24 protein-coding genes are annotated in these 21,836 nt (G+C 41.3%); 19 read left to right on the forward strand and 5 right to left on the reverse strand.

All coding sequences use genetic code 11. From position 1 onward, the window contains the following. The first annotated feature begins 13 nt into the window (after window positions 1–13). From LM917_RS18905 to LM917_RS18925, 5 genes are read left to right on the forward strand one after another with little or no spacing between them, the layout of a single operon-like run. Window positions 14–457, forward strand: coding sequence for a GlcG/HbpS family heme-binding protein (locus tag LM917_RS18905; RefSeq protein ID WP_232699279.1), 444 nt, complete (start codon window positions 14–16; stop codon window positions 455–457). Between the two features lie 36 nt (window positions 458–493). After that, window positions 494–1,594: an NAD/NADP-dependent octopine/nopaline dehydrogenase family protein gene (locus tag LM917_RS18910; RefSeq protein WP_232699281.1), complete on the forward strand. Its 1,101-nt coding sequence runs from the start codon at window positions 494–496 to the stop codon at window positions 1,592–1,594. Further along, on the forward strand, window positions 1,591–2,583 hold the full coding sequence (locus tag LM917_RS18915; RefSeq protein ID WP_232699283.1) for a 3-hydroxybutyryl-CoA dehydrogenase: 993 nt from the start codon (window positions 1,591–1,593) through the stop codon (window positions 2,581–2,583). Before LM917_RS18910 ends, LM917_RS18915 begins: the two co-directional genes overlap by 4 nt. 39 nt (window positions 2,584–2,622) lie before the next feature. After that, complete coding sequence (locus tag LM917_RS18920) at window positions 2,623–3,951, forward strand: MFS transporter (RefSeq protein ID WP_232699284.1); 1,329 nt, start codon at window positions 2,623–2,625, stop codon at window positions 3,949–3,951. Further along, complete coding sequence (locus LM917_RS18925; RefSeq protein WP_232699285.1) at window positions 3,948–4,259, forward strand: 2Fe-2S iron-sulfur cluster-binding protein; 312 nt, start codon at window positions 3,948–3,950, stop codon at window positions 4,257–4,259. Before LM917_RS18920 ends, LM917_RS18925 begins: the two co-directional genes overlap by 4 nt. A gap of 436 nt (window positions 4,260–4,695) precedes the next feature. On the opposite strand, the gene LM917_RS18930 is transcribed toward LM917_RS18925, so the two are convergent. After that, window positions 4,696–5,436, reverse strand: coding sequence for an IclR family transcriptional regulator (locus LM917_RS18930; RefSeq protein WP_232699286.1), 741 nt, complete (start codon window positions 5,434–5,436; stop codon window positions 4,696–4,698). A 167-nt stretch (window positions 5,437–5,603) separates the two neighbouring features. Between LM917_RS18930 and LM917_RS18935 the strand changes: the two genes are divergently transcribed. The 10 genes from LM917_RS18935 (at window position 5,604) to LM917_RS18975 (ending at window position 14,467) form a co-directional block, all read left to right on the forward strand. Next, window positions 5,604–6,884, forward strand: coding sequence for a Rieske 2Fe-2S domain-containing protein (locus LM917_RS18935; protein ID WP_232699287.1), 1,281 nt, complete (start codon window positions 5,604–5,606; stop codon window positions 6,882–6,884). Further along, window positions 6,881–8,080, forward strand: a complete 1,200-nt coding sequence (locus LM917_RS18940; protein ID WP_232699288.1) for a dipeptidase — start codon at window positions 6,881–6,883, stop codon at window positions 8,078–8,080. Before LM917_RS18935 ends, LM917_RS18940 begins: the two co-directional genes overlap by 4 nt. A gap of 29 nt (window positions 8,081–8,109) precedes the next feature. After that, on the forward strand, window positions 8,110–8,871 hold the full coding sequence (locus LM917_RS18945) for an SDR family NAD(P)-dependent oxidoreductase (RefSeq protein ID WP_255668424.1): 762 nt from the start codon (window positions 8,110–8,112) through the stop codon (window positions 8,869–8,871). Between the two features lie 24 nt (window positions 8,872–8,895). Further along, window positions 8,896–9,261 (forward strand): hypothetical protein, encoded by a 366-nt coding sequence (locus tag LM917_RS18950; RefSeq protein ID WP_232699290.1) that lies wholly within the window; start codon window positions 8,896–8,898, stop codon window positions 9,259–9,261. Window positions 9,262–9,291: 30 nt separating this feature from the next. After that, on the forward strand, window positions 9,292–10,371 hold the full coding sequence (locus LM917_RS18955; protein WP_232699291.1) for an LLM class flavin-dependent oxidoreductase: 1,080 nt from the start codon (window positions 9,292–9,294) through the stop codon (window positions 10,369–10,371). Between the two features lie 90 nt (window positions 10,372–10,461). Then, the gene (locus tag LM917_RS24485) at window positions 10,462–10,596 is read left to right on the forward strand and encodes a hypothetical protein (protein WP_255668425.1); all 135 of its coding nucleotides are present in this window, start codon (window positions 10,462–10,464) and stop codon (window positions 10,594–10,596) included. Further along, window positions 10,589–12,055 carry an amidase gene (locus LM917_RS18960; protein ID WP_232699293.1) on the forward strand — a complete coding sequence of 489 codons (1,467 nt, stop codon included), beginning with the start codon at window positions 10,589–10,591 and terminating at the stop codon, window positions 12,053–12,055. Before LM917_RS24485 ends, LM917_RS18960 begins: the two co-directional genes overlap by 8 nt. After that, window positions 12,009–13,487, forward strand: a complete 1,479-nt coding sequence (locus tag LM917_RS18965; protein ID WP_232699294.1) for an aldehyde dehydrogenase — start codon at window positions 12,009–12,011, stop codon at window positions 13,485–13,487. Before LM917_RS18960 ends, LM917_RS18965 begins: the two co-directional genes overlap by 47 nt. Window positions 13,488–13,510: 23 nt before the next feature. Beyond that, window positions 13,511–13,717 (forward strand): 4-oxalocrotonate tautomerase, encoded by a 207-nt coding sequence (locus tag LM917_RS18970; RefSeq protein WP_232699296.1) that lies wholly within the window; start codon window positions 13,511–13,513, stop codon window positions 13,715–13,717. A gap of 48 nt (window positions 13,718–13,765) precedes the next feature. Next, window positions 13,766–14,467, forward strand: a complete 702-nt coding sequence (locus LM917_RS18975; RefSeq protein WP_232699297.1) for a riboflavin kinase — start codon at window positions 13,766–13,768, stop codon at window positions 14,465–14,467. Between the two features lie 194 nt (window positions 14,468–14,661). On the opposite strand, the gene hutH is transcribed toward LM917_RS18975, so the two are convergent. Both hutH and LM917_RS18985 read right to left on the reverse strand, forming a co-directional pair. Further along, a complete protein-coding gene (gene hutH / locus LM917_RS18980; protein ID WP_232699298.1) occupies window positions 14,662–16,167 on the reverse strand; it encodes a histidine ammonia-lyase in 1,506 nt (501 codons plus the stop codon). A 436-nt stretch (window positions 16,168–16,603) separates the two neighbouring features. Further along, window positions 16,604–16,861: a hypothetical protein gene (locus LM917_RS18985; protein ID WP_232699300.1), complete on the reverse strand. Its 258-nt coding sequence runs from the start codon at window positions 16,859–16,861 to the stop codon at window positions 16,604–16,606. A gap of 6 nt (window positions 16,862–16,867) precedes the next feature. On the opposite strand from LM917_RS18985, the gene LM917_RS18990 reads away from it, so the two are divergent. Together LM917_RS18990 and LM917_RS18995 are read left to right on the forward strand one after the other, a co-directional pair. Then, window positions 16,868–17,167: a hypothetical protein gene (locus LM917_RS18990; RefSeq protein WP_232699302.1), complete on the forward strand. Its 300-nt coding sequence runs from the start codon at window positions 16,868–16,870 to the stop codon at window positions 17,165–17,167. Window positions 17,168–17,277: 110 nt separating this feature from the next. Next, window positions 17,278–18,078, forward strand: coding sequence for an MBL fold metallo-hydrolase (locus LM917_RS18995; protein ID WP_232699303.1), 801 nt, complete (start codon window positions 17,278–17,280; stop codon window positions 18,076–18,078). Window positions 18,079–18,294: 216 nt separating this feature from the next. Here the strand turns inward: LM917_RS18995 and LM917_RS19000 are convergent, their stop codons facing one another. Continuing rightward, a complete protein-coding gene (locus LM917_RS19000) occupies window positions 18,295–18,984 on the reverse strand; it encodes a tetratricopeptide repeat protein (protein ID WP_232699305.1) in 690 nt (229 codons plus the stop codon). Window positions 18,985–19,084: 100 nt separating this feature from the next. Beyond that, window positions 19,085–19,378 (reverse strand): LysE family translocator, encoded by a 294-nt coding sequence (locus tag LM917_RS19005; RefSeq protein ID WP_232699306.1) that lies wholly within the window; start codon window positions 19,376–19,378, stop codon window positions 19,085–19,087. 137 nt (window positions 19,379–19,515) lie between these two features. Here LM917_RS19005 and LM917_RS19010 point away from each other — a divergent pair, with 137 nt between their 5' ends. Beyond that, the gene (locus tag LM917_RS19010) at window positions 19,516–21,042 is read left to right on the forward strand and encodes a fumarate hydratase (RefSeq protein WP_232699307.1); all 1,527 of its coding nucleotides are present in this window, start codon (window positions 19,516–19,518) and stop codon (window positions 21,040–21,042) included. Between the two features lie 221 nt (window positions 21,043–21,263). Then, complete coding sequence (locus LM917_RS19015) at window positions 21,264–21,563, forward strand: LysM peptidoglycan-binding domain-containing protein (RefSeq protein WP_232699308.1); 300 nt, start codon at window positions 21,264–21,266, stop codon at window positions 21,561–21,563. Window positions 21,564–21,836: the final 273 nt, after the last annotated feature.

Below are 21,836 nucleotides of genomic sequence, written 5' to 3' on the forward strand. Positions count from 1 at the left end.
GGGGGGAAGCTCTTTGATATTAAACACACGACCGACCCTTACATTAGAAGCAGCTCAAATTATGATGGATGGAGCATGTCAGAAAGCAAAAGATTTAGGAATTACGATTAATGTAGCGATAACAGATCAAGGTGCTAATTTACTTGCTTTTGCCAGAATGGATGATGCCCCCTTGCTAAGCTCAGAAATCGCTCAAAACAAGGCATATACCGCAGCCAGCTTTGGATTACCTACCCATGAATGGTATCCCATGATTCAGTCAGAACCTGCTCTTTTACACGGGATTGTTCATACAAATCGTCTAGTTGTTTTTGGTGGGGGTATACCTGTAGTTCACGAAAATCATTTAATCGGGGGAATTGGGGTATCTGGAGGTTCGGCCGAACAAGATGTTACGTGTGCTGAAGCTGGTGTTCATGCCTTATACTCCAAGCTTAATAAAACGACTATCTTGTAGGAAATGTTGTAATAACATTGATAGGAGGCCTATTAAATGGAGATTGCCGTGTTAGGTGGAAGTAATGGGGCGTATGCTGCAGCAACTGATTTGACTGAAAAAGGACATCAAGTTCGACTGTGGCGAAGGGATACAGAGGCATTTGGGCCAGTCTTATCAAACCGTGTCATCAAGATAAAAGATGTACGTGGAGTGCGTGAAATTAGTATTTCTTGTGTAAGTGGAGATCTTGAAACAGTCGTAACAGGTGCACAATTAATTGTAATTCCCTTGCCTGCTTTTGCTCAGGAATCAGTGGCAAAACAGCTTGCTCCCTATCTACAGAATGATCAAGTTATTTTCCTTCCACCAGGTTCTTTTGGTAGTTACATCATGTACAAAACGATCCGTAATCACGGTTGCGAAGCAAATATAAGTATTGCGGAGACAGGTACTCTGCCTTATTTGGCTAGAAAACATGATATTGATACGGTTTCTATTTCTGGAAGAGCTACCAGGTTACCAACAGGTGTATTACCAGCAGATAACTCATTACATGCCCTGGCAATTCTTCAGGCGGCATATCCCTCAATCGAACCCATCCAAGATGCATTGGATGGAGCACTTATGAACGCAGGCCCTATCATTCATCCCCCTCTTATTTTGATGAATGCAGGTCCTATCCAACATTTCGAGCGTTGGGATATACACAATGAAGGTACTCAACCTTGGATTCGCAGTGTTCATGATGCGCTAGATGCAGAGCGAATTGCATTGCGAGAAGCACTTGGATACTTTGCTCCACATTATCCGCTCGCTGATCATTACAACACCTCAGAAGGTGAGGAATGGATGTACGGTTTAGCTGCCCATGAAAAATTGGTTGATAGTGCTGATTGGCATGAACCTCTTGATTTGATAACACATCGCTACATGCGAGAAGACATTGCCTGTGGGCTTGCTTTTCTTGTATCACTAGCTGAATGGGCAGGTATTAAAGTACCAGTTGCAAGCGGTTTACTAGCAATTGCCTCTAGTATTGTAAGAGAGGACCTTCGTCTAACAGGACGTACAATTGAGAATTGTGGACTCGCAAACTTCTCTATAACTGATTTGAAGCAATTATTGAAATCGGGAGAGCTGAGGAAAAAAGTATGAATGATCAAGGTGCTGGAACAGTTGGAATTGTAGGTGCAGGTCGTATGGGCATTGGTATGGCTACTTCGTTTGCTCTTGCGGGTTACCGCGTGGTGCTTATTGATGCCAAACAGCGGGAAAAAACAGAGACAGAGATTTTTCAACTGAACACGAAGATGGAGTTACACAAAACGTTTAAGCTGCTTGTCCAGTTACAGATAGTAGAAGAAGATTATCTTGATACTTTATCTAAAGGTGTGAGCTTGTTTACGGTAGAAGAAATATCTGAGGCACTTAGGGATGTATTTGTTGTATTTGAAGCTGTTCCAGAAGTGCTGAAAGCAAAAGAAGATGCATTTTTACGAATTTGCGATGCCATTTCAGATGATGTTTTACTTGCTTCTACGACCTCTTCCTTTTCAGTAAACATGTTATCTACCTATGTCAGAAGTCCAGGCCGATTTATGAATACTCACTGGCTCAACCCTGCTTTTCTAAATCCACTTGTAGAAGTTAGTCCAGGTGAACATACTACTGATTTATGTTTGGAAAAAATGATACAACTTCTGAAAACTACTAAGAAGTATCCAGTTCGCTGTAGTGCTTCTCCAGGCTTTATTGTTCCACGAATTCAGGCACTAGCTATGAATGAAGCCGCCAGGATGGTTGAAGAAGGAGTAGCTTCTGCAAAAGAGATTGACGAAGCTATACGTATCGGTTTTGGATTCCGTTTTGCCGTCTTGGGATTGTTAGAATTTATCGATTGGGGAGGCGGAGATACCCTTTTTCGGGCAAGCAAGTATTTAGAAACAGAATTAAAAGAAGAACGTTTTGCACCGCCAACTTCGGTTGAAACGAATATGCGCGAAGGACGAATTGGTTTGAAAACCGGCGTTGGATATTACGATTATGAGCATGTTGATGTGGATGAATATCAATTCAAAATACTCCAAAAATATGTCGATTTAGCAAAACATCTAGGATATTTATCAAAATCAATAAAAGTTTAATAATTCGTAATTTTCTTGATAAGAGGAGGGGAATCCTTGATGAGTACAACAAAGGTAGATCAAATAAATCAAAAGAAAATAGGTAGAAAGGCCGCTGTCGCTGCAACTGTGGGCTCAGTAATTGAGTGGTATGACTTTTTCCTGTACGGAATGGCAGCAGCACTGGTATTTCCAAAGCTTTTTTTTGCAGAAAGTGACCCATTCATTGCTACCTTGCAATCATTTGGTACTTTTGCAGTAGGTTTTTTGGCAAGACCAGTAGGCGCAGCCATTTTTGGTCACTATGGAGATCGATTAGGCAGAAAAGCAGCGCTTGTCATTACGCTATTTTTGATGGGACTAAGCAGCTTAGCAATAGGCTTGTTACCAACTTATGCAACCATAGGAGTCTGGGCACCCACGATATTAATACTCTTACGTTTTATCCAAGGAATTGGTGTTGGTGGAGAGTGGGGAGGAGCCGTACTCCTATCAATGGAGTGGGGTAACAAAAAGAATCAGGCATTAATGGCAGCATGGCCACAAATGGGTGTTTCTTCAGGCATGTTACTCTCTTCTCTTATGGTTGCTCTGTTTATGTTTTTATCAGGTGAGGCCTTTTTTACATGGGGCTGGCGAATTCCATTTATCTTGAGCTTTGTACTACTTATTGCTGGATACTTTATTCGTATGACAATTCCTGAAACCCCCTCTTATCAAAAGGTACTTGAAAATAAATTAGTTGTGAAAAATCCGGTTTTAGAAGTATTAAAGAAATATCGGAAACAAGTGGCATTAACCGCAGTGGTTCGACTATCTGAAAATGGTCCGTTTTATATCTACACGGTATTAATCATGACAATCGGTGTGCAAATGCTAAATATTGATAAGCAATTATTGGTAAATGCTAACACAATCGGTGCAATAGTAATGATGATTTGTATACCTACCTTTGGATATCTAGCTGATAAATATGGTACTAACAAAATGTATATGATCGGTGTATTAGCTACTGTCCTCTGGGCATTTCCATACATGGGATTAGTAAGTACTGGTCAATTGAATCTGGTTATCCTTGCGACAGTTCTGTCAATGATTCCACATAGTATGCAAGTGGGACCCCAAGGAGCAATGGTTGCAAAAGTATTCCCTGCACATTTACGATATAGCGGATTATCACTCGGTTCACAGTTTGGAGCAATTATCGCTGGTGGTGCGGCACCGTTAGTGTGTACGTATTTGTTATACAAATTCAATTCGTTGTACGCAGTTAGCTTTTACATTTTATTTTTAGCGACGTGTACTTTTACTGCTACAGTAATGCTGAGAAGGTATGATGAGATAGCTGATAATCCGTCAGATATTACTCAGACCGTGGAAGCGCAATGAGTGTGGACACTGTTTCTTTAGAACCAATTCATATGTTTTTGATTCGAAAAGTAGATGGATTATCAGAGAAACAATTTTATTGTGCATCGGGAGTGGACTTGTTAACAGCTGCAAGGCAGCATGGAGTAATAATCCCGACCGGCTGTCGAAGTGGAGGTTGCGGGATGTGCAAGATTCAGGTTATCCAAGGCAACTTTACTTTGGGAACCTCATCTTATGCGGTTTTACCAAAAGAAGAACGAGAAGAAGGTTACGGACTTGCATGTAAAATCTATCCCAAAAGTGATATTAATTTTTTGAGTAAGTAAATATTTTATCCGATGTTTTACACAACACAAGGGGCTTTTTGGTAGGAACCCCTCAGGCTACTGAGAAACCTCAGCAGCCTTTTTTGCTGTATCAGAAAGTATAAACTTCGAAGGCTCATTTCCTGATACGCATGAAAAACATCCTCTAAGGAAGAACCAGCTTCTCTTTTCACACGGAGCGGATAGTCTATCCTCATATGGGGCGAAGACTCTAGCGAAGGGTGAAAAGAGAAGCTGGTATTCTCGCAGATAGCAGGAAGAAAACGATCTTTTTTTAGTGCTTATAGCATGGAAACAGTGGAAGAAGCGGAAGAATCCTCGGACAAAAGGAAAAAGGCTTATAGCCTTGGGATACCAAGAGCAAAAGCCTCTGAAAGGGGAAATTCTCGAAAGCGAATTGCAAACAGTCCTAATCGTTGCAGATCTGTTGTGATTACTATAGGTCACATTGCCTGGAAATATTCATCGCATTAGACATTACGATAGATGTGCGAATGGACAATCGTTCCGTATTCATGCGGAATTCTGGTCCTGTCACACTGATTGCACAGACTACATTACCCATATAATCTCGAATGGGAGCTGCGATACAAAACAAGCCCTCTTCAAATTCTTCATTATCAATGGCATACCCCTGTTTTCTGATTTGAGTTAACTCTTGTATTAGTTTTTCACGTGTGTGAATCGTGTTATCGGTACGTTTCGTCATACCTTTCGTAATTACTTTATCAATAAAACTTTTGGATTGAAATGCTAACAATGCTTTACCTAAGCCTGTGCAATACAAAGGTTGTCTGGTTCCAATACCAGTTGCAATATTAATAGGCTTGTTCGGTTCTTTTTTAATTAAATAGCTTACTTCTTCATTCTCGATAATAGCAAGATGAACAATTTCATTGGTTCGTTTTACAAGATTATCAATGATTGGAGTTGCCATAAAGAAAGATTTGTACTGTTCATGTACCATCTCTCCCCAGGATAGTAATTTTGTCCCTAAGCGATATTTTCGATTTGGCGTTCGTACCAAAACCCCTTCATTATACATGGTAAGAACGATGTGGTGAACCGTGCTGCGATTCTTGCCGAGGATTGCGGCGAATTCTGATATTCCTAGTTCTTGGGTTTTATGAGAAAAACATTTAATCACTTTAAAGGCAGTATGAATGCTACTAATCATGACACACCTCCACTTGGTTCACATTATAGGATTTAATAATGCAAAAAATCAATATATAAAACTAAATATTTTAAAAATTTCAAATAGTGAAACAACCATATTTTTTGTTCTCTTTATTTTCATTACGATAATGATAAGTTCAAAAAACAGAAGTGAGGAGTGATATTATGCTTCGGCACGAAGATAACGTACTAATTACCCACACTAATCCGGGAACACCGATGGGAGATTTGTTCAGGTACTACTGGATACCCTGTGTAGGATCAGAAGAACTGGTTGCAGATGGGAAACCGTTGCAACTGAAATTGTTAGGGGAAGATTTGGTCGCTTTCCGAGATTCAGAAGGTAAAGTAGGATTGGTAGATGAGCGTTGTCCACATCGCGGAACCTCCCTTGCTTTTGGTATTAATGCTGGATGTGGGCTCACGTGTATGTATCATGGATGGAAATTTGATGTAAATGGAGATTGTATAGACTTACCCTCTGAGCCAGAAAGCAGTGGGTTTAGAAATAGTATTCGGTTAAAATCGTATCCGACACATGAGGCAAATGGAATTATATGGGCGTATATGGGACCAGCTGAGAAACAGCCACCCGTTCCTGATTTCTACTGGATGAATCTTCCGGAAGAGAACGTTATGGCAGAACGAGTATGGCAAGATTGCAATTATCTGCAGGTCATGGAAAATGATGTAGACTATGTTCACGCCGCATTTTTACATAAAGCTCACAATACACAAAGTGTTGAAGAAGGAGTTCTCTCCAGTGATTTAGGGATAGATCCAAACCATCCACTTGTAAAAAATCCACCCGTTAAACAGGCAGTGGAGTCAACCAATTACGGGAAGCGTTACATTGGTGTAGGAAAAGCAGACGAAACAACACATGCTTTTATGGAGATTCATTATATCTTTCCGTTCTATACCTATCCGCCACGTTTCGAAGGTGAAGATGGCATGTGGCATGCATTTATCCCTCGGGATGATCACAGTACTTGGAGCTGGGATGTTCAATTTTCTCATCGAAAGCCAATTAACAGGCAAGCCCAACATGATCGTAGAGGACTTAACCTTGATAAGGATTTACGCAAGTTACGTAATTTGAGCAATTCCTACGAACAAGATCGTAGTTTAATGATTGATGGAAACTTCAGTGGTATAAGAGGTATTGCAAACCAGGACCACGCAGCAACAGAGACAATGGGACCAATTGTAGATCGTTCCAAAGAACATCTTGGAACAAGTGACATGCCCATCATTCAAATGCGGCGTATGCTTTTGAATGCTGTAGCAGATTTACAAGAGGGTATCGAGCCACCTCTACTAGACAATTCAACGTTAATGCAGCTTTACAGTAAGGGAGTATATGCACCAAAAGAGAAGACTTGGAATGAGGCACTCCCGCTTGATGATAAATATGCAATAAAGCAAGGTGCAGGAAAAAGATGAATTACAAAACGTACGACGGTTATACATCCTTTAATTATTTAGAGAAGAATCTTGATTATAAGCCATTTTCTTTGGCGAAACCGACGAATCGAGTACCTGTTTACGACCTGGGCCTTGCAGCAGAAAAAAATGATCTGGTGCAAAATTTGTTTGCAACCTATCCCATCATCTCCATGAGAGATCATGGGTTTATGACACCACGATCTTCTAAGCAAATGCTGTCTTATTGTAAGCAACCGCATACTTTTTTTCACTATAAGGGCCTCTCAGAATCAGGCGTGGATGCAATATTTGAAAACTTTATGGATGGGATTGCAATTCTCACTTCCAAGGCAGGGCTAAAGTGGGACGATGTGATTCTAAATTTAGGGATCAGGCTATGCGATATAGCCAAACAGAATACCATTACCATTGCTACTACCGTTGATGATTTGTTACAAGCTAAGAAAAAAAGGAAAGTCGCTCTCCTTCTTTCTCTCGAAGCTGCCGGAATATTGGAAAATGAGATAGATCGGGTAGATGTCCTGTATGGTTTTGGTATTCGTTGTATGGGCATTACGTATAACGAGGCGAATACATTGGGGAGTGGGCTTGCGGAGAAACGCGATGGCGGGTTAACCAAGTTCGGACACCGTGTCGTTAAAAGAATGAATCAGTTAGGGATGGCGATTGATATTTCTCATTGTGGTGATCAGACCAGTCTGGATGTGATTACAAGCAGTTCACAACCTGTATTAATGACACATGCCGGAGCAAGAGAGTTATGGAATACACCTCGGATGAAACCAGATCAGGTCTTGATTGAATGCGCCAAAAAAGGTGGAGTGATAGGAGTATGCGCTGCACCTAATACAACAATGTCACGTAAACGGGAAGTTCATACTATTGACTCTGTAATGGAACATGTGGATTACCTAATAAATCTGGTAGGGGTTGATCATGTTGGACTCGGTCCAGATACCTTTTATGGTGATCATGTAGCATTGCAAAAAGCCTTTGACCAATCACTCTCCATTTCTGATTCGCATAGTGGTGAGAGTTTCGTGGAATCGCCATATGTAGAAGGATTGGAGAACCCGACAGAAGCCACTCAAAATATGATTGGTTGGATGGTGAAGCACGGTTATTCAGAAGAGCATATAGCAAAAATTGCGGGTGGAAATGTAATATGCGCCTTGGGGAAGATATTTGATTAAACCAGATTAGTTGAGAGGGGGTGTTTGACTTGAATATTGACGGTTACGGCAGAGTGGCAATTGTAACGGGAGCCGCACAAGGACTAGGTCTTAGTATCGCACAAAGGATGCTTGAGGATGGAAAAAGGGTTGCACTGCTTGATGTGAACGAAGAAAAACTAAATGAATTGAGATTGTCTCCTTTTTTCCAACAAATGAATGAGGCAATGTACGTATTCATGAAAGTAGATGTAAGCGACACCGTTGCAATCAAGGATGCGGTCCGTACGATCATGAACCGGTGGAATCGGATTGATATACTAATCAACAATGCTGGGATTCGTAGAGAAACATCAATCGAAGATATAACATTGGAAGAATGGAATTTATTGATGAATGTTAACTTGGGTGGAACTTTTTTCTTTTCCCAGGCGGTGCTTGAAGTAATGAAGGTGCAGCTGTGGGGACGTATCGTGAATATCAGTTCGTTCGGTGGTCAGTTCGGCCCTCTCACCTCTGGCGCTCATTACTGTGCTTCCAAAGCAGGTCAGTTGGTACTGACAAAAGTGTTTGCTCGTCACCTGGCTGATTACGGAATTACGGTTAATACCGTGGCTCCTGCGGCCATACGTACTCCAGAGATGGATAACGTAGACCCAGGAAAACTTAAGCATATGATCGCCTCCATCCCAGTTGGAAGAGTGGGAGAGGCTGAGGAAGTAGCACAACTCGTCTCATATCTTATCTCTGATTCAACAAATTTTGTAACTGGAGCCACGTTTGATATTAATGGTGGATTGTTAATGCGCTAATTGAGAAAAAAGGAGGAAAACAAAATGGCAATTGAACATGGTGCACCTAATGTACCATCACCATTACGAGTGTTTTTTACATTTGAATCAACTGGATGGTTCAACGCGACAACGGAGGAAAAAACGGAACAGATTCTTCCACAATTAAACAAGATTCTAGAGGCGTGGAAAAAGAATGGATCAACTTTAATTGGTACGTTTGATCGAGATATTCTAACAGCTGGTCATGCAGGTAATGTAGGCTGGCATGCATGCTTTCTCTATGATGTTCCCGAATTACAGACGGTAACAGACATGACCCACTCATTCCGAGCGTCTGGGTTGGATCGCTATTTCCGTTTGGAAGCAATGATTGGTCGTCAATTCTTCTTATTAGAAGAATCAAAATAAAAATATCCTAAAACCTGGGAGGAATTTACAATGAAATTTGGTATTTATGTTGAAATGCAAAATCCTGAGCAGTACGCGAAAGAACATGGTCAAGTATATAAAGAGATTCTTGAACAAATCGAGCATGCTGATAGAGCTGGATTCTCAACCTTTAATACACTAGAACATCACTGGTTTGAAGAATTTTCAATATCTACAAATCCATTAGCTCTTTATTCGGCAGCAGCTCAACGTACACGGGATATTCGCTTCCGGACATGTTCTCATGTTTTGCCTTTACACAATCCAATGGTATTTGCTGGTCAATTGGCAGCAGCACAATTAATAACGGACAATCGCATCGAGGTAGCATTTGGCCGTGGGCATGCCTGGGTATTCCCAAAAGCATCTATCCCATTGGAAGAGAGTCGCGGACGTTTTTCTGAATCTTTAGAAATATTGGAAAAAGCCTGGGATAACGAAGTATTCTCGTATAAAGGTAAGTATTTCCAGGTGGACAACGTGCGCGTAGTACCTCGAGCACCTAAACCAAAAATCTATACGGGTGGTGCTTCCAATCATAACTATGAGTTGGCAGGTGAAAAAGGTTGGGGTGTTCTCATTACGCCGATGCTTCCTCTAGATAAAGTAGCTCCACAATTAGAAGTTTACCGTGAATCGTGTAAAAAACATGGACATAAGCCAGATATTATATTCGTACAAGGGATTTATTTGGATGACGACGGGGACAGAGCACGTAAAGAAGCGAAGGAATTCATTTTACAGTTCATGGCTGGCAATGCTTCTCCTACGAAAGATATGCCAACAAAAGAAGTACTGGTAGGCAAAGATTTCGGCTTCTATGCTTCTGGCGCTCTTGAATCACTTGCTACTATTCCTTATGAGACATTGCTGGAAGAAGATTTTGTGTGGGTGGGTTCTCCAGAAGAAATCAAACCAAAAGTGCAAGCGATCATCGACAATTGTCCAGATTTAACTGAAATCAGTCTACTGTGCACATATGCAGGACTAGAGCATTGGAAGACAATTCGGACGCAACAATTGTTCAGCGAGCAAATCATGCCCTTATTTCAGACGAAAAAAGAAGAACTAAGCTTAACTGTAAAATAATAACCCAGCGCTGATTACATCCCCAAAAGGAGGTGTAATCAGCACTTAATTCGACCAGTATACACACAATTTTAGAAAAGGAGTGCGATTATGAAACTGGAAGAGTATCTTGCTCAGTTGAGAAAGAAAGCAGGTCTCCCTGATATAGATGAACAACAAAACATTATGTTAATTGAACCCGCTTTTGTTTTTCAATTGAAGAAAGAAGGGGAATCAGGTGACTGACCTCTTATTTAGGGATATTACAACGATACATCAAGCAATAACCAGTAAAAAACTCTCACCAGTTGAATTGATTGAACTCACCCAACGTCGGATTGAAGAGCAAAATCCAACTCTTCGTGCATTTATATGTGTTCAAAATGAAGGCTCTATGAAAGCAGCTAAACAGGCTGAAAATGAGATCATGAAAGGGGAAGTCCGAGGTAAGCTTCATGGTATACCGCTAGCTATCAAGGATGTCATACATGTGAAGGGTACACCAACCACGGGAGGTTCTCGTTTATTACGAGATTGGTGGCCGGATGAAGATGCCACGGTTGTTAGTAAATTAAAAGCAGCAGGTGCAATTATAGTTGGAAAAGCGAATCTCCATGAGTTTGCTATGGGAGCGACCAGTGAAAATCCTCATTTTGGTACGGTTCGTAATCCCTGGGATCATACGAAAATATCTGGAGGATCAAGTGGTGGGTCTGCTGTTGCTGTTGCGACAGGAATGAGTGTGGCAGCTCTTGGTACCGATACAGCTGGCTCCATTCGTTTGCCAGCTGCTTTAACGGGGACAGTGGGATTAAAGCCTACATATGGGCTTGTTAGCCGTCACGGCTCATTGCCATTTAGCTGGTCCTTCGATCATATCGGACCGATGACTAGGACTGTTCGAGATGCAGCACTTATGCTTGAAGTAATTGCAGGTTACGATCCTTTGGACGCTGCAACTACAAGTCACTCTTCATTTCAGAAAAGTGAGCCTCTCTTTGATTTAAGTGGGGTCACGATTGGAATATGCCGTTCATACTTCTTTGAGAACATTGAGCCAGAACTAAACGAAATGTTAGAAGAAGCGATGAGCTGTTTGGAAAAACTGGGGGCTCGACTTGTCTTCATCGAACTTCCCTTTTTAGATGAGGCTGGGTGGGCACAAAAAATAATTGGGCAATCGGAGGGATATTCCTTCCACGAGCCTTTCTTGAGAGATTTTAAGGACTTGTATGGTCCCGATGTATTATATCGACTGAACTTTGGAAGTAATGTAACAGCTAGTGAATATTTGAAGGCGCAACGAATTAGGCATCAATTTATTCAGTCAACACTGGCAGAAATGAAAGAGGTAGATTTGCTCTTATCTCCGATGAATCATTCATATGCCTTTGAGATCGGAAGCGTAAGTCCGGAGCAATCCATTTCCAATATGTTTCGTTTAGCAAAAGCGCCATTGATTAGTCTACTTGGTTTTCCAGCGCTGGCTCTACAATCAGGATTCACACACGATGGAATGCCAGCAGGTATGCAATTAATCGCAAAACCATTTGAGGAGGCCAGACTTTTGGCAGTTGGTGAATGTTATGAACGTGAGACTAACTGGGCCGCCCGATTACCATTGTGCCTCGAAAAAAAGAAAGTAAAGGATGAAAAAAATGCAAACACAAGAAACGATTCAACCCTTGAAAACAAAACCGATTGATTGTCTTCATTTTATTGATGGAAAATATGTACCTTCCCAAAATGAGAAGACCTTTCTAAACATAAATCCTGCGACGGAAGAAGTATTGGGAAAGGTAGCAGAAGGTGGAAAAATCGAGATTGACATGGCTGTTGCGGCAGCATCACGAGCCTTTGTAGGCCCTTGGAGGAAAATGCCTTCTGCTGATCGTGCAAAAATTATCAGACGTATTGGCGACATCATATTGGAACGTAAAGATGAACTAGCAGCGTTGGAATCATATGATACAGGAAAACCTCTTTGGCTCTCTTCCAGCATTGATATTCCGCGTGCGGCTTATAACTTCCACTTTTTCGCTGATTATATGGCATCTCTAGGAACAGATGCATATCAAATGGATGATGTTGCCCTTAATTATTCCTTACGTCGTCCACTCGGTGTTATCGGATTAATTAATCCATGGAACTTGCCATTGCTCTTGTTAACGTGGAAAGTGGCACCAGCACTTGCAGCAGGCAACACGGTTGTAATTAAACCTGCTGAATGGACACCAATGACAGCTACTATTCTAGGAGAGATTTGTCAGCAAGCAGGAGTTCCTGATGGAGTTGTAAATATTGTTCACGGCTTCGGACCTGACTCCGCTGGTTCAGCGCTCACCGAACATCCTGATGTAAAAGCTATTTCATTCACTGGTGAAACTTCTACAGGTAAAGCAATTATGGCTGCAGCTTCACAAACACTGAAACGTCTTTCTTACGAACTAGGCGGAAAGAATCCAAATATCATTTTTGCAGATTCTGATTTGGATGAAGTGATTGAAACCACGATCAAATCCAGTTTTATTAACCAAGGAGAGGTATGTCTGTGTGGTTCAAGGATTTATGTTGAGCGAGCAGCTTACGATGCTTTTGTTGAGAAGTTTGTAGCTAAAACAAAGCAGATGGTGGTAGGCGATCCATTCGATTCTTCCTCAAAAATGGGGGCTTTGATTAGTGAAGAACATTATACTCGTGTGCTTCATTATATTGAATTGGCAAAGGAAGAGGGAGGAGTCATTGAAACTGGTGGTAGACGCCCAGCCCATTTGGAAAAAGGATATTTCCTGGAACCGACTATCATCACCAATGTAAATAGTAAGTGCCGTGTTGTTAAAGAAGAGATATTTGGACCAGTGGTTTGTATTATTCCTTTTGATACCGAAGAAGAAGTGGTTGAAAAGGCTAACGATACCCACTATGGATTGAGTGCCTCAATCTGGACAAATGATTTACGTCGTGCCCACCGTGTAGCTGGCCAAATTGAGGCAGGTATCATCTGGGTGAATACTTGGTTTTTACGCGATTTACGGACGCCATTCGGTGGTTCCAAACAAAGTGGAGTCGGCAGAGAAGGTGGCATGCATAGCTTTGAATTTTTCAGCGACTTGACCAATATTTGCATAAAATTATAGTACAAGAGCGAAGGAGTAATGATATGCCACTTATTCATGTTTCATTAATAGAAGGTAGAAGTGAGGAGAAAATTAAAAACTTAATTCATAACCTAACGGATACCGTTGCTAAAACCTTAGATTCTCCGTTGCCTAACATTCGGGTTATCGTTTCTGAATATCCTGCTAGTCATTGGGGAATAGAAGGAAAACCCGCTTCAGAAGTAAGAAAAATAAGTAACGAAAAATAATTGTGCTCGCAATAGATAAAATCAGTTGTACGTGGAGGGGGATACGACATGCGGTATGATGGGATAAAATTGTCTGGCAGGGTCGTCCACGGGCGACAAATAGGAAAAAAGATGGGATTTCCTACAGCCAATTTAATAATGTGTACAGCTGAAAATATTCCATTTGGTGTATATGGGGTCCGTGTCATGTATCAGGGGCGAATGCTACTAGGAGTAATGAATGTTGGAACTCGTCCTACTTTTGAAGATGATTCTTCCGTTAGCTATGAAATTCATCTCCTTGGTTTTTCTCAAATGATATATGGCGAAATACTAGAAGTTGAGATTTGCTTTATGCTACGAGAAGAACGTAGATTTTCCTCTGTTAAAGAGCTGGTTATGCAAATTGAAGAAGATGTAAGAAGAGCGCAACAATTTTTCGGGAATAATGAAATTGATTTTTTTCACTGGGGAAAAGAAAGAAGAATACATGGGGAAAATGATAATTCAATTGTTCATTTAATGGATCTAGCTTTTTTTCAGCACTGTGAACGTGAATACGGTGTTAACAAAGGAGTCTACAATACCATTGATGCTTGGTTTTATGAACAGGGCATTACTAATATTTTGGCTCGCCGCCAAGAGGTCGTATCTTTTCTACAGTATGTAGGGGTCATAAAAGGTTCAAATGAACGTCTTCGATTTGGACGGGGTAAATTACGAGAAATGTTAACGTCGTATGTAAAATTTGATGAAAGACAGTTTTCCTGAATAGGAATTATCTAATAGTAGCAACGAACAAACCGGAATTATAGTAGCACGATCTGATAATGATCAGATTAGTGACTTACTTAATCCCGGTTTTTTTCGTTACCTATGAAAATTGTAGCTTGTTCTGTTTTGATGTACTTGAAAACTTCCAAGTAGAGAAAGAGCAGTTTTATCACATGAGCATCGAAAGGTTTTTATAACGGTTGTCCTACATACTCATGAAGGATTTTGTCTGTTACAGCCATATCAACATGCAACTCACGATCATCCACTAGTTTTGGAATTAAAGAGCGCAAACGAGAATATGCGACCTCAGTTCCTTTACCTAATTTTCCAGTTGAAAAATCAATGGCTTGGCATGCACATAAATATTCAATCGCAAGTACCTTTCTAACATTGGCAAGAACTGTGCGCAATTTTCTAGCACTGGTTGTTCCCATACTTACGTGATCCTCCTGATTAGCAGAGGAGGGGATGGAGTCAACAGAAGCTGGATGACACAATACCTTGTTTTCAGAAACAATGGAGGCAGCTGCGTATTGAGCGATCATAAAGCCAGAGTGAAGCCCGCCATTTGGAGTTAAAAAAGCGGGTAGACTGCTTAATTGCGGATTAACCAAACGTTCTGTTCTGCGTTCAGATATATTGGCAAGCTCTGAAAAGGCAATAGCAAGAAAATCTGCAACCAGTGCCATAGGTTGACCATGAAAATTACCACCTGAGATGACATCACCTGTTTCTGTGAAAAGGATTGGGTTATCTGTGACACTATTGCACTCTCTGGTAACGGTTTGCCACACATATTCCAATGTATCCCGAGTTGCTCCATGGACTTGAGGAATGCAACGTAGACTATAAGCATCCTGAACGCGAATTTCACCTTGTTCCGTTGTCCGTTCGCTTTGCTCTAAATGAAGGAGCATTCTGCGAGCTGATTCTTGCTGTCCAGGATGAGGACGGACCGCGTGCAACTGGGCATCATATGCTTTTGGTATCCCGTGCAAAGCTTCTACTGATAATGAAGCGATAACCTCAGCATTTTCCATTAGCATACGTGCATCATGAAGTGCCAGACATAATAGGGAGGTCATTGCTTGTGTTCCATTTATGAGAGCAAGGCCTTCTTTTGCTTCGAGACGTATCGGTTCAAGTCCAGCGGCTTTTAGAGCATCCATTCCTTTCATGCGAGTTCCCGCAAACTCAGCTTCACCTTTTCCAAGCATAGGCAGAACCATGTGAGCTAGTGGAGCCAGATCACCACTTGCACCAAGAGAGCCCTGCTGCGGAATAATGGGATGGACCCCACGATTGCACATTTCTACCAATAATTGAAGCGTCTGCAAGCGAATTCCGGAAAAACCCTGTGATAATGCATTAATGCGTAATACCATAATGGCACGAACCACTTCAGTTGCATATGGTTCTCCCATACCGCAAGCATGGCTCATGATTAGGTTTTCTTGTAATTGACTTACATCTTCCCTTGAAATCATTACGTCTGAAAATTTACCGAATCCGGTCGTAATGCCGTATACCACTCTTTTTTCTTCCACCATCTGCTCCACCATAGAACGGGACAGAGTTACTTTTTTGATAGCACCTTCCGATAAGGAAATGGCTTGTTGATGACGAGCAGCTTGCACCACTTGATCGATAGTTAGCGATGTACCATCTAACTGGATTACTTGTTCGAATGACATAAGATTTTCCTCCTTTACTAGAGTAGAGCGCGAAAAGGAAAAGGGGCTAGGAACGAATTCCTAACCCCTTATTGCTTCTATATAAAAGTAACATGTCACGATGATTTACAACGCTCATGATTATTATTCCCCGCTTTCTCTTCCTCTAATTATTACAACGATAGTCGGGAAAAGTCAATTCCTAACCGTGCAGTTTGACCATTAGATTTGGGCAGGTAAAAATAAGGAAATGGGCCATAGTCATAGGTGCAGTTTATAGACGAATCTCATACCATGCAATATGTCATGTAAGACATTCAACTATGAAAGGATGGGGTTAACAAAATGGAAAGTAGTTATATGCATGCTCGGGAAAAAATGCCTCATAGAATGATGCCGCCAAGACCTGCACCGAAAGAAAGACCTGTTCATCCAAGACCTATGCCAATGCCACCAACTACCATGCCTCAACCCATGCCAAATATCCAGATATATATAAATAAATATTATTTCCACCTGGATAAAATGAGACGGTGTGAGGATAAATGTATGCGTCATCAGCACGAACCTCAAAAATACCAGAAGTATCACCAACAGTATCAACATCACCAAGACCGATGTGAATACTACTATAATATGTGTCACCAGCATCACCACCACCACCACCATCATGAATCAATGGATAGTTCCATGTGTGATTCCAGCTCCAGTTCATCGCACCATGGACATAAACATCACGAATGCCAATGTCATAAACATCCTCGTCGAAGACCTCGTAGAGGATGCGGCGGTAGATGTGGTGGAAGATGCAGATGCAAAAAATAGTCAGGTACAGTGCCCACCTCATTTACTGAGAAGTGGGCTTGTTTTTTTGTTGGGATTATTTTTGGTCGCCATACTGATAATGGCATACCCTAGACACAGCATAGCAGAATCCCCCTTTATTGATTCGTACCGACTAGTATTTCCTGCAATGGTAAAGGAACGAATGAATGAAGAGAATCATAAAAAGGAAATATAGGGAGTGAATGGAGATTGCAATACAACAATGGGCATTACAAAGAAAATAAAGTTTGATTTGACAAGAAAAGGTATAGAAGTTTCTTTTTCACAACTAAAAGGAGGAAAATGTTGTATAATACTCCTACAAGTATGTTTCGGAAGGAAAACAACAAAGTACATATCGTGAATTTATTCGTTGCGGAGAGGAGAGATGGGAATTTGACCAATTTGACCTGCCAAATTGCTCCCGGTGTCTGGACGATTATGACGTACGAAGACTCATGGAAAAGCTTTATTAATAATTATGTTCTTGAACGAGATGGACGCTTTTACCTGGTTGACTCTAATTTAAGAAAACATCGTCCCTATTTTCAATCTGCGTTGAAAGAAATTGGTGTTTCGGATGATAATGTTCAGGATGTGCTGTATACCCATCGATTAGCGGATCATATTGGGAATGTGGAGCTTTTTTCCACTAGTCAAAACTGGATTCATTTGCATGATTTTTTTGAGCTTGATGACTATTCGCAATCATTATTTGGTCACTCTTTTGCAGGTGAGCAGGGTCGTGTAGGTTTTTTTCAGTTTAAAAATCTTCCCACTTATACAGAGGGTTCCGTAGCTTATTATGATGATAAAACCAAGGTGTGTTTTATAGGGGACCATCTTCATTTTTTTGGTGTACCTGTCGATCAAGTGGTAGGTTATCAGGAGCACGGGCGATCTGAATTGTTGAATTCACTGACTACCTGGTTACATAATAATCCAAGTCGGGATGAGGTACGCGGATTCATGGATGCTACACGATCTTTGAATGATTGGCCGATTGAAATACTCGCTACAGGACATGGACCTATTCTGCAGGGGGATGTTCAGGTTTTCTTGAAGGATGTTGTTCAATTGTTGGGCACTTATGTGGATGATAAGTAGTCAGGATCATGAAATGGAACCGAAATAGAAAATCACCCTTACGAAAGTTATTGAAGACATCTATTATTGGATGGCTCAATTATTCTGGTACGGCGTGATTTTTTTTCTGTGAAAAACGTCGAGACGTTTTTCATAAAATTGGATGTGACCGTTTTGTTTAATGAAAAGAACCGCACGGATGAGTGCGGTTCTAGTATTATTTGCCATAAAGGAATTTTATCCAGCATGAGAAGATTCTTTTGTCCATTCTTTCAAGCGTCGATCAAACTGGGCTTGATGTAAAAACAACGTATGTGAATAAGCATAATTCCCAATCTTTTCTAGGTGGTTTAATGCATTCGAATATTTACCTTGCGCAGCTTCCAGCTCAGCTAAACAATAGTGTAGTAAAGCAGGGCGAAGGCGACGTCGTTTTAATAAGGAAAATGCGTAAAATGCGCCCTGTGAATCTCCCATTCGTGCGTGGCAACAAACCATAATACCAAGTGCGTTTTGGAATTTATTATCACGTTGATATAAATGGGCAGCGATTTGCAATGCTTCCTTGTAGCGTCCACGGTAATAGTAGGCAACCGCCAGATTATAAAACAGATGGTGTAATAATGCTCGATGGAAAAGTGTGGGTGTTTGCTTACACATGACAATTGCTTGGGTAATATATTTCTCCGCATCGTCATACTCGCCGGCTAGAATCTGTTGGCTCGATTTATCTAATAGAGCTACAGTCCGTTTATTGTTTTTTAAAAAAGAAGCTTCCAGACATTTTTTGATACGTTCCGGCGTCTTTTTGTGGAAGAGGGTCATGTACTGAAAACGGAACGGCCATTGTAGCTTAATCAGGGCCATAAGCAGTACAGCAACAATTCCGGCGATTGTAGCAGGCGGCGTCAGTTGGAAATATTGCATGCTACTTTTCTTCCTTTCCTCTGGAATAGTCTCATGATAACACAGCGCACAAGAACGGTATAGGGAGAAGGTGTACCTAGTTTGCAGACAAAAATCGAGCCTATTTTTCTATGAATGCAAGTCGTAGACCAGTCAAAACATAAATGGCCGCTTTGGCATAAGGCATGATGGTAGAGGCACTTGCTTTTTTCATGAGGAGTTTACCAAGAGATCCTGCTAGAATAGAGACTATTGTGAAGATGATGATCGCTTGGGCCATAAACAACAAGCAGAGGATAAACATTTGAAAGCTTGGGTCCATTCTGTTCTGAACCACGAATTGTGGCAGAAAAGCTAGAAAAAAGATTGAAACTTTGGGATTAAGTATATTCAACCTATCATTTTCCTGAACCATTGTACAAGACAATCTCCCTAGGTGTCTTAGAAACACCTAACACACGAAAAAAGGCAGAATAAAGCATAATCCTATGCTATAATTGCTACGTTGCGTAGATTTTTTTATTAATTTTGAAAAGAGAGGCGACTTTCATCATGGAAAAGTTCAGAGATAGCATGCTACAGCTAATAATAGAGGCGTCAACCAATTTACCACCAGATGTTCGTCATGCCATTAACGATGCGAACAAGAAGGAAGATGCTGGTACTCGTGCAGCACTTTCTTTATCGACGATCGCTACAAATATAAAAATGGCAGAAGAGAATGTATCTCCAATTTGCCAAGACACAGGTATGCCAACCTTCGAGGTGAAAACCCCGATAGGAGCTAATCAGATTGTAATGAAGAAGGCAATTTTGGAAGCTATTGCGCAAGCTACGAAAGATGGCAAATTGCGTACGAACTCTGTAGACTCCCTAACAGGTGCGAACTCGGGTGACAATATTGGTCCTGGAACTCCAGTTATTCATTTTGAACAATGGGAAAATGATTATGTAGAAGTGAAGCTCATTCTAAAAGGTGGCGGCTGTGAGAATAAAAACATCCAGTATTCACTACCCTGTGAATTGCCACATCTAGGTAAAGCTGGGCGTAATCTTGATGGAATCCGTAAATGCATCATGCATGCGGTCTATCAAGCACAGGGACAAGGCTGTAGTGCTGGCTTCATTGGCGTAGGAATCGGCGGTGATCGTACTAGCGGCTATTCCTTGGCAAAACACCAGCTCTTCCGCAAAACGGATGATACAAATCCAATCCCTGAATTGGCTGAATTAGAAGAGTATGTAATGGAAAATGCTAATAAACTAGGAATCGGTACAATGGGCTTCGGAGGAAATACAACGCTGTTAGGCTGTAAAGTGGGCGTGGAAAACCGCCTACCTGCTAGCTTCTTCGTTTCCGTAGCATATAACTGCTGGGCGTTCCGTCGTCAAGGCGTTCATCTTGATCCACAAACAGGAGAAATTCTGCGTTACCTCTATACCGAAAATGAAAAAGTAGAGATGGACTCTTCCTCTTCTGCGCAACAGGAAGAGCGTCGTGAAGTTGTCCTGGAAGCGCCTATTACAGAAGAGAAAATTCGAAGCCTGAAAGTAGGGGATGTCGTAATCATCAATGGCATGATGCATACAGGTCGTGACGCGTTGCATAGCTATTTAATGGATAACGACTGTCCAATTGATCTAAACGGGGGCATCATTTATCATTGTGGTCCTGTTATGCTGAAAGATGAAGAAGGTAACTACCATGTAAAAGCTGCAGGTCCAACAACAAGTATTCGTGAGGAGCCCTACCAAGGTGATATCATGAAAAAATTCGGTATCCGTGCAGTTATGGGTAAAGGTGGCATGGGACCAAAAACCTTGGAAGCTCTACAAGAACACGGCGGGGTTTATCTAAACGCCATTGGTGGTGCTGCTCAATATTATGCAGACTGTATTGAAGGCGTAGAAGGCGTTCACTTCATGGAGTTCGGTATTCCAGAAGCAATGTGGCACTTGCGCGTGAAAGGATTTGCCGCTATCGTAACAATGGATTCACATGGAAACAGCTTGCATGCTGATGTTGATAAAGATTCTGCGGAAAAATTAGCGCAGTTTGCTGAAACGGTCTTTAAGTAATAACGTATAGGAAATGATACAAAGCCACGATTACCGGTAGAAGGGTATTCGTGGCTTTTATCATTTGTTTCAAGGGGTTAGTTGAATAGACCTTTCATGAATTCTTCATAAATGCTCGCGGGCCTATCTTATGAAAAATAGGCGAATCGTATATTTCCCCTAGAATAATGCAGGCATAGGTTAATAACGTAGAGCATGTAACCAGTGAAGGAGTGATAGTAGTGAATTATGTTGTTCAACCAGGTGATACGCTTTTTAGTATCTCTCAGCGTTTTGGAGTCCCCTTATCTGAATTACAGCGAATTAACCGTATTTTTGATCCAAGTGACGTCCATGTTGGTCAAACACTTTTCATACCTGTGATGCCAGGCAGACCTCCAGGTAGACCACAACCAGAATCTCCAGAAGATGTGCAATTAAACCGACGCATCACTGTGTTAGAGAGAGAAGTAACTCGCTTAAATGAACGTGTTCGTGATCTGAATCGTCGTGTCAGACTATTGGAGCGTCCTCGCGGGTAAAAATAGACTTACTTAAACAGATAATGAAACAAAACGGTCAAGACCGTTTTGTTGGACCGCAAGCGGTCACATCCAATTTTATGAAAAACGTCGAGACGTTTTTCACGGAAAAAAAGCAGGGGAATTCCTACAGAATTTCACCCTGTTTTTTTGTATCTAGAACGCAAGGTCCCAGATTGCCTTGTCAATAGTGCTTACCTTAACGGGGGAGTACCTCTTTATTTTTTGTACTATTTCCACTAGTATTAAAGACAAAGCAAGATCTTGGGAGGG

It is taken from the genome of Brevibacillus daliensis, from assembly GCF_021245735.1.
Taxonomy (GTDB): domain Bacteria; phylum Bacillota; class Bacilli; order Brevibacillales; family Brevibacillaceae; genus Brevibacillus_B; species Brevibacillus_B daliensis.

Bases quoted from the DNA above. Each gene is read 5' to 3' on its own strand.
- LM917_RS18910 (WP_232699281.1), top strand. From the start codon at position 494: ATGGAGATTGCCGTGTTAGGTGGAAGTAATGGGGCGTATGCTGCAGCA.
- LM917_RS18915 (WP_232699283.1), top strand. From the start codon at position 1,591: ATGAATGATCAAGGTGCTGGAACAGTTGGAATTGTAGGTGCAGGTCGT.
- LM917_RS18920 (WP_232699284.1), top strand. From the start codon at position 2,623: ATGAGTACAACAAAGGTAGATCAAATAAATCAAAAGAAAATAGGTAGA.
- LM917_RS18925 (WP_232699285.1), top strand. From the start codon at position 3,948: ATGAGTGTGGACACTGTTTCTTTAGAACCAATTCATATGTTTTTGATT.
- LM917_RS18930 (WP_232699286.1), bottom strand. From the start codon at position 5,436: ATGATTAGTAGCATTCATACTGCCTTTAAAGTGATTAAATGTTTTTCT.
- LM917_RS18935 (WP_232699287.1), top strand. From the start codon at position 5,604: ATGCTTCGGCACGAAGATAACGTACTAATTACCCACACTAATCCGGGA.
- LM917_RS18940 (WP_232699288.1), top strand. From the start codon at position 6,881: ATGAATTACAAAACGTACGACGGTTATACATCCTTTAATTATTTAGAG.
- LM917_RS18950 (WP_232699290.1), top strand. From the start codon at position 8,896: ATGGCAATTGAACATGGTGCACCTAATGTACCATCACCATTACGAGTG.
- LM917_RS18955 (WP_232699291.1), top strand. From the start codon at position 9,292: ATGAAATTTGGTATTTATGTTGAAATGCAAAATCCTGAGCAGTACGCG.
- LM917_RS24485 (WP_255668425.1), top strand. From the start codon at position 10,462: ATGAAACTGGAAGAGTATCTTGCTCAGTTGAGAAAGAAAGCAGGTCTC.
- LM917_RS18965 (WP_232699294.1), top strand. From the start codon at position 12,009: ATGCAAACACAAGAAACGATTCAACCCTTGAAAACAAAACCGATTGAT.
- LM917_RS18970 (WP_232699296.1), top strand. From the start codon at position 13,511: ATGCCACTTATTCATGTTTCATTAATAGAAGGTAGAAGTGAGGAGAAA.
- LM917_RS18975 (WP_232699297.1), top strand. From the start codon at position 13,766: ATGCGGTATGATGGGATAAAATTGTCTGGCAGGGTCGTCCACGGGCGA.
- hutH (WP_232699298.1), bottom strand. From the start codon at position 16,167: ATGTCATTCGAACAAGTAATCCAGTTAGATGGTACATCGCTAACTATC.
- LM917_RS18985 (WP_232699300.1), bottom strand. From the start codon at position 16,861: ATGAACTGGAGCTGGAATCACACATGGAACTATCCATTGATTCATGAT.
- LM917_RS18990 (WP_232699302.1), top strand. From the start codon at position 16,868: ATGGACATAAACATCACGAATGCCAATGTCATAAACATCCTCGTCGAA.
- LM917_RS19000 (WP_232699305.1), bottom strand. From the start codon at position 18,984: ATGCAATATTTCCAACTGACGCCGCCTGCTACAATCGCCGGAATTGTT.
- LM917_RS19005 (WP_232699306.1), bottom strand. From the start codon at position 19,378: ATGGTTCAGGAAAATGATAGGTTGAATATACTTAATCCCAAAGTTTCA.
- LM917_RS19010 (WP_232699307.1), top strand. From the start codon at position 19,516: ATGGAAAAGTTCAGAGATAGCATGCTACAGCTAATAATAGAGGCGTCA.